Here is a 7945-nt window from a genome sequence, read left to right on the forward strand (position 1 = left end):
TCTGGCAACTTGCTTTGAGCCTTGCAACTGCTAGCAATAAAAATTGCTATAATCGTCGCTAATGTACAAATATAATATTTCATATTTTAAAAGAATACTTATACGTTTCAACTTTTTTCTGTCCATTTCTTATGACTGTTCGAGTTACATTCAAATTTGCTTTCCAAAACATTGTTCTTCCATGCAAAGCAGAGGCAGAATATTGCTCTGTACTGAAAAAGGTTGACAGTTCTGATTGTTAAAATATCTTTTGGTTGACAGCTCCTGAACTTAAGTTTATGGGAGGTTGTCATCTCTGTTTCCTAAATCTGTTTTAGGTTGACACTTGCCTTATGGTGGCAAAGATACGGATTTTTATTTATTTGGCTTTCTACGTTATTTGGTGGTGGCTGCTTGAGGAATGAAAAACACCGAGGGGGTGCTGTCGGCAGGGGGGCGAGTAGCCTCCGAAAGACATTCTATTAAGCCCAATTCGGGATAAGCAAGGCTTGTTTTTTGCCTTAAAATAGTTTCAACACAACCCTCTATCAATATGGAGTTTGAGAGGGAGGGGAAAGCAGAAGTGAAGCAGTTCACACTTTTCTAAACCTACCTGCGTGAAACAATGAATCTTCGACCTACAACAAGGTCGAAAGAATCGTTGTGGACTATAAGCTGAGTAAAAAAAGAGGTAACCTTAAACCGATTTGGGGTTGTTAGGAGTTTATGAGGGAAAACAAAAGAAAGATGAAGATTTTTGCGGAAAGCCTTGGTGGAGTCAAAAGTTTTTTTTCATATTTGCAACGTCAAGGTGACAAATATGTTAGTATTTTCGTTTTAGAAAAGTATCTTATGAACAAGACGTTATTAAGCAAACTTCTTTTACTGCTAAAAGTCAAGCATACAAAATATTCGGATAAGTTATATTTTGAACATCCATATAAATATACTTTTTATGGATTAGAGCGTATGTTGTCACTTTATAATATAGAGACCAACGCCTTGATGCTTAAGAACAAGGATGAGTTTGAATGAAGTGCCCTTTCAACTGATTTATCTCTTGTCGTAGAAGTAACCGCATAGGAACTTGTACTGCACAAAGTGGTTCTGTTGTATGCAGTGGACCAACACATGTACTTACTAAATATTGTAATGGTACGTCGTCACTTATGAAGCACGCTTAAGTCTCTAAACACATTGAACACAGTAGAGATTAATCTCCACTGTGTTCAATACATCTTATTACTCGTAATCTTATTTGTTATGCTAAAGAAACTCTTATCTCTTGTATCTCTTTGGATACCATTATTCCTTTATGCGCAAGGAGTAACTATCAGTGGCTATACTTATGATGGTTTGACACAGAAAGGATTGGCAAACTGTCGAGTGAGTATAAAAACTTCCACTATGGATACGTTGCTTGCACAAGTAACGACTGTTTTGCAAACAGAACGAACAGAGGAGAATGGCAATGTGTTTGTCTATCAAAACACACAAATTGGAGCACTGTTTATGCTACAATTTAATGCACCGATTTCTGCTCAAGCATATCACCTTGTCATAGAAAAGGAAGGCTATGAGAGCATTGAAAAGATAATCTCAGCCAAGAGTTTGCAGAAAGAGCGTTTGGATTTGGGAGATTTTTATCTCTTCCCCAAGCGCAAGGATAAGATACTTGGAGAAGCGGTTGTAAAAGCCACAAAAATCAAGATGTACTATAAAGGTGACACACTGGTGTACAATGCAGGTGCGTTCAATGTGTCGCAGATGGATAAACTAAAATCCTTAGTAGCACAACTCCCTGGAACAGAGCTGAAAGATGGTGTGCTCAAAGTGAATGGGCGCCCCATCGAAAACTTGATGCTCAGTGGAAAGGATTTCTTCAATGGGAATATTCAGGCAGCTTTAGACAATTTACCAGCTTATGTTGTAAGTAAGATAAAGGTGTACGAAAAGGCTGGCGATATGAGCGAATTGACTGGACGAAATATGCATGACAAGAGCTATGTAATGGATGTAAAGCTCAAACGAGAATATATCGGTACTTGGATAGCAAAGTTGCAAGCCGATGGTGGGACGAGTCGGCTTTGGGGAAGTCAAGGGATGTTGATGCGTATGGATGATCGACAGATGTTCACAGCCAATTTTGATGCCAATAATTTGAATGAAAAGCGTGAAATGTCGGAAATGGGAGATGGTGCAGACCTCTTTCTTGCTGGGCGTTTCAAACGCTGGAATGCTAAAGTAAATTATTTCTATGAACCTAACCGCTACTGGCGTTTCCGAACAGAAGCACAAGTCGAACGATTGCAAAGCCTTTTGAACGAGCAAAGCTATCAGCAAACCTTTTTCCCTTCAAAAGATTTATTCAACCGCTCGAGACAACAAAATAAAGAGCGTCAGTATACCACTAATGCCTTTGCTGCAGTGCGCTATCGCTTCAAGAAACAGCAGCATGAGTTACAATATACTTTCCGTTTTGGACATCATCGGAGACAATCTGAAAAAATCGCACTTTCGTGGTACGATAGCATAACTACTCAAAATTGGGCTACAATTTCCTTAGACTCTCTCTATGCACAAGAGAAAGACAAGTCACAAACACCACTGCTATTTTCTCTCTTTCATCCAACTCTAAGCAAGCAAGTTGAAAACGTGCATACGCTTTCCCTCGCTTCGATTTACACTTTGCGAAAGAACGTTCTGAAAACCTATCTCCGCTATCAAGCAATGACGGAAAATGATACGCACAATGAGAATTATATCCTCACTCGCTACACTCCTGTATCACCCGATTGGCGAAGGAATTATATAAAGGATCGCTCGCAAGCACAAAAAGCAGAAATGCGAGCAGAATATATATGGAAAGTAGCTGAAAAAGAACGCAATAATGGGGAACTAACTCCTTACATTGAGTATAAGTATAACCACGGAGATGCTACGCATTCGCTTTATCGCTTAGACTGGGATAGCCATTTTGCAACTTATGACTGGTTCTCGAAATTGGTAGATATATCATCTATTAGCGATTTCCAGGCAAGTTGTATGGATTACAACAATTCATATAATTCCACACTCACTGAACATCATTCTGCCATTGGCACACAATTTAATTTTCAGCACAAAACAGAGACAGGAAACGTCTTTGACATCAGAGCTACAGCAGAGACATCTCTTGCTCATCGCTCGCTGGCATATCTACGTGGAGGACTATCTCATCATATTCAGTGTAAATCATGGCTTTTTACTCCTAACCTGACACTCAAGTGGGAAGAAGGCAACACAGAAGATCAACGCTGGCTTTCGTCTGCTCAAATACTATATAAAGGCACACCTCGTCTCGTTAATATGCTGCATCTTCTGCCTGTCCGTGATGATAGCGACCCCAATAATATCTCACAAGGCAATCAACATTTGAAAAATGCGTGGGAGCAGAACCTGCAGTTGCTCTATCAAAGCCGACATCGCACAATGCAACATCTCTGGCTCTTAGAAGCACAATGGCGACATGTCTTTAATGATTTTACGTTTCTTTCGGCTTACAATAGTCGCACAGGACGTCGTATATATACACCACAAAACACCAACCGCACACATTGGCTCGAAGGAGCAACAAGTTATGCAATTCCTTTGGGAAAAGCTCAAAAACTATGGCTGACAGCAAAACTATCTGGAGACTATTATCAAGGTGAAATCTTATCATATATAGATGGCACAGCTTTGTCCCAAAACCAATTGCTACAATCGCTCACCATCACTCCACAACTATATCTTACTGCTAATATAAGCAGTAAATTTAGAGCTTCAGTATTATGGTCTACGGCTTTGCAGTCCGTGCAACAGCCGCAAGCAACAAACAATTATCGGACAACAAGACTGCGTTCCGATTTCACTTGGCAACTGCCTTGGGATGTCGAGCTTCAGTCGGATATAAATACATTGATATATAAAGGTTATTCCGAACGTTCTATCAATCAAACAGCCATTCGATGGAATGCCTCCTTGCACAAATACTTCCAACTTTCGCATGGTACATTATCGGTCGGATTTAAGGTATACGACATCTTACACCAAGCAAATTCTCTGCAAACATCCATCGATCAGTTCTCTCGCATAGAAAACTACACGAATGTGATGCCTCGCTACGCCTTGTTATCTTTGGTATATATGACAAATTGGAGTAGCAAAAAAAGAAGTAAAGAATAATGAGATTACCACACTATATACAGAATGATGCAATGGACTGTGGCCCTTCTTGTTTGCGTATGATTGCGAAGTACTACGGACATCATTATACGTTACAAACACTGCGCAACAAATGTTTTATAACTCGAGAAGGAGTATCACTCTTGGGAATTTGTGATGCGGCAGAAAGCATTGGTTTTCGTACGAATGGCGTTAAACTTACTTTAAGCCAATTAGTGGAGGAAGCAAAGCTACCGTGTATTCTTCACTGGAATCAGAGTCATTTTGTGGTATGCTATGAAGTGAAGGAGACAAAAAGCGGTTTTTCCTTGACAACACAGATTGGAGAAATAGAGCGAAAGAAAAGAGAAAACGATGTGCGCTCTTAGAAAGTAGAGGAAAAGAAGCAGAAAAGACGATGGATGAACGGAAGAAAACGAGGAGAAAAGGGCGTTTTTAGATATTTCGTGCATTTTTCTCAACTTCCCTGCCCTGCTTTGTTCGTCAATATCCTTATGCTGTCAGCCAGCATCCTTATTGCGTTGGCGGATACAATATGGGTGTCCGCCAATAGCCTTATTGCATAGACGGACACCCTTAGGAAAGGCACTTTTCCAGAGTGCCACAAAAACGAGTGGCGGGAGAAGCGATGATTTTCGCGCGATTCTCGCACCGTTAGATTTACGGAATTATTTACGATGACGGACAGCGCGCAGTGCGATACCTACCCAGAGGACGACAGAAGTGGCGGCAAGGAGCAACAACCAATCCGAAAGCGAGAGCGGCACTACATTGAACACCGGTCCACCCAAATTGACGATGAGCGCCTGCCCCAGCAGAATGAGACCGGCTATCAAGAAGAAACCGCGGCAACCACGGAGGCGCGGCCACACTTGAGACGTGGCGAAGCTGCGGGCGTTGAACAAATTCCAGAATTGGAGCAGAACGAAGAAGGTGAAGAAGAGACTCAACTCGTAGTCAGATAGCAGATTGCCGCCCGTAGCTCTCACTAAAGAGAAAGATTCGGGCAAGGAGCACAAACTGTAGACATAAAAATGTTTCAGCACATAGAGGGCTACCAACAGAAGAGCTGTGAAGGCAAAGCCCGTGAGCAGAATGTTCCATCGCATGGCGGGCGTGATAATAAAGGCTTCGCGAGCGCGTGGCTGCTCTTCCATAACGTCGGAAGAAGGCGGAAGAGAGGCCAGAGCCACTGCGGCAAAGGTGTCCATAATGAGATTGACCCACAGAATTTGCGTAACGGTGAGCGGGCTTTGCGTACCCATAAACGAGCCGATAAGGACAATGAGGCAGGCGGCCACATTGACGGTGAGCTGGAAGAGAATGAATCGCTGGATATTCTTATAGAGCGAGCGTCCCCACATAACGGCATTGACGATGGAGCTAAACGAATTGTCGATAATCGTGATGTCGCTCGCTTCTTTAGCCACACTCGTGCCGTCGCCCATGGAGAGACCCACATGAGCAGCTTTCAGAGCAGGAGCATCATTGGTGCCATCGCCAGTAACGGCCACTACCTCTCCGCGCTTTTGCAGAGCTTCAACCAATCGCTTCTTATCCATCGGGCGGGCGCGGGCAATGACTTTCAATTCCCCTACCCGCTCTATCAGATCCTCATCGCTGAGAGCGGCAAACTCTGGACCTGTGATGAAAGCCTGCGCGGAATCGGCATCGGAGCAGATCCCCACTTGTCTGCCTATCTCGCGCGCGGTGCCGAGAGTGTCGCCCGTCACTATCTTCACGCCTATACCAGCAGTAAGGCAGCAACGAATGGCGGCGGGCACTTCAGCGCGTACGGGATCGGAGATGGCCACATAGCCTTGAAAGGTACTGTTGAGCGTGGCGGCATCGGGCGATGCAAGTGTGCCGCTTTGGCGCAGTGCAGAGAGTTCGGTTTCAGCAGCCTCTTGGGAGGAGAAAGCGAGATCTACAAAGCCGAGTGTGCGGAAAGCGTGCTGCTGATAAGAGAAGAGAGTTTTAAGAATTTTTTGTTGGCGAGATTCATCGAGCTGGGGACAGAAATGGAAGAGGATTTCGGAAGCTCCTTTCAGATAGATATGCCATTGTCCGTCAACGGAGGACTGGACGAGGGTGGCCATATATTTGCGCTCAGTGGAAAAGGGAATCTGATCTACGACAGCTGCCGCAGAGCGCAGGGCTTCATAGTCGTGGTGCTGCTCGGAGAGCCAGAGCAGGAGCGCGCCCTCGGTGGGATTTCCGAGCACTTCGATGTGATTGGTATCGGTATCATCAAGCGTAGCAGTGGAATTGACGGCGAGGGCTTCGGCAAAGCACATTTCGGCCAGCACCTCGGCATGAGCCACGCGCATACGGTTCTCAGTGAGCGTTCCGGTTTTGTCGGTACAAATCACAGTGGTGGCTCCCATCGTTTCGCAAGCGTGGAGATGGCGCACGAGGTTGTTGGCCTTGAGCAAGCGGCGCATACTATAGGCCAGGCTCAATGTGACGGCCATGGGTAGGCCTTCTGGAACTGCCATCACTATGATGGTGACGGCTATCATAATGCTGGAAAGGAGATACCCTGCAAAGAAAATCCAATTGAACGTGGGAGGAGCGGACAGGAAGTACTCCACCGTGCGCCCCACCAAGATGAGGGAGGCCAAGACATAACTGGCGCGGGAAACGAGGATGCTGAGTTTGTCGAGCTGCCTACTAAGAGGTGTTTGTTCCCCATTGTCGATTTGGGCAGCACGGAAAACGCGGCCGTTCTCAGTATGATCGCCAACGGCTTCCACGAGAAAGCTGCCGTTGCCTTCCATCACCTTCGTGCCGCGCAGCACACGATTGGAGGGAAACGTTGCCTCGGCATCAAAAAGTTCGGTGTGGGTAGTTTTGAAACAGATGGGTTCGCCAGTCAGCGTACTCTCATCAACTTTCAAACTATTGGCTGAAAGCAGTGTTCCATCGGCCGGAACTTCATCTCCAGTGTCGAGCAGGACAAAGTCGCCCACAACAATATCGCGACGGGGAACGGAATGGTTATGTCCGTTGCGCACCACACGCACAGGGATGTCGTCGTTGACCTGGGTGAGTACGGCAAACTCACGTTCGGCGCGCATCTCAAAATAAAAAGCCAACCCTGTGGCCAAAAGAACGGCGATGATGATGCCCAAAGGTTCAAAAAAAACAGAAACGCCGAGGCCGAGCACATAAAATTCATAGCAGGCAATCAGTATGGACAAAACGGCTGCGACGAGTAAGATAATGATGAGTCGGTCCTGAAACTTATGAAGAAACTTACGGAAGAGTGATTCTCTGGCTGCTGGCGTCAAAACATTATCACCATGTACGCGCCGGCTTTCCAGCACTTGCTCTTCGGTAAGTCCCGTAGAAAATGATTTTGTAGTCATTATAAAATCGTATAGAAAGCGGCAAAGTTACGGAACTTTCATTCGAAAAGTGAAGAGTCCTCAAAAAAGTTGCAGCAGTGAAATGTTATTTATGATTTTAAGCCTCAGAATATGCGCCAAGCAGCAAGTTTTTTTGAAGAGGAGTAGGAGAAAAAGTCTTGCTTTGGAGGAAAATTGTGTGCTTCCGTTGAAGATGCATAAGCTACCCTACTTCTCCGGTGTCGCCCCTCTTTGAGGAAGGGAGGACAATAAAAAAACTGCAATGCCCAAAGAGCATTACAGGTGAAGAGTTGTTATATAAGCCTCCACGAGTGGGAGTTGCAGATCAAAAAGAAGATTACTAACAAAGGACTTTCTGAGATTTGCCATTAATCCCAATTCGGTTATAA

Annotated in this window: 3 protein-coding genes and 1 pseudogene; 3 read left to right on the forward strand and 1 reads right to left on the reverse strand. The window is 44.7% G+C overall.

From position 1 onward, the window contains the following. The first annotated feature begins 726 nt into the window (after positions 1–726). The 3 genes and pseudogenes from ABLA33_RS09650 to ABLA33_RS09660 form a co-directional block, all read left to right on the forward strand. Positions 727–1014 (forward strand): hypothetical protein, encoded by a 288-nt coding sequence (locus tag ABLA33_RS09650; protein WP_347720141.1) that lies wholly within the window; start codon positions 727–729, stop codon positions 1012–1014. Positions 1015–1242: 228 nt separating this feature from the next. Further along, positions 1243–4185, forward strand: a complete 2943-nt coding sequence (locus tag ABLA33_RS09655) for a hypothetical protein (RefSeq protein WP_347720142.1) — start codon at positions 1243–1245, stop codon at positions 4183–4185. Further along, positions 4185–4490: pseudogene (locus ABLA33_RS09660) on the forward strand (cysteine peptidase family C39 domain-containing protein); the annotation flags it as partial. The gene ABLA33_RS09655 and the pseudogene ABLA33_RS09660, both read left to right, overlap by 1 nt. A gap of 363 nt (positions 4491–4853) precedes the next feature. Here the strand turns inward: ABLA33_RS09660 and ABLA33_RS09665 are convergent. Further along, positions 4854–7556, reverse strand: coding sequence for a calcium-translocating P-type ATPase, PMCA-type (locus ABLA33_RS09665; protein WP_347720143.1), 2703 nt, complete (start codon positions 7554–7556; stop codon positions 4854–4856). Positions 7557–7945 lie beyond the last annotated feature (389 nt).

Source organism: uncultured Alloprevotella sp. (assembly GCF_963536905.1).
Classification (GTDB): domain Bacteria; phylum Bacteroidota; class Bacteroidia; order Bacteroidales; family Bacteroidaceae; genus Alloprevotella.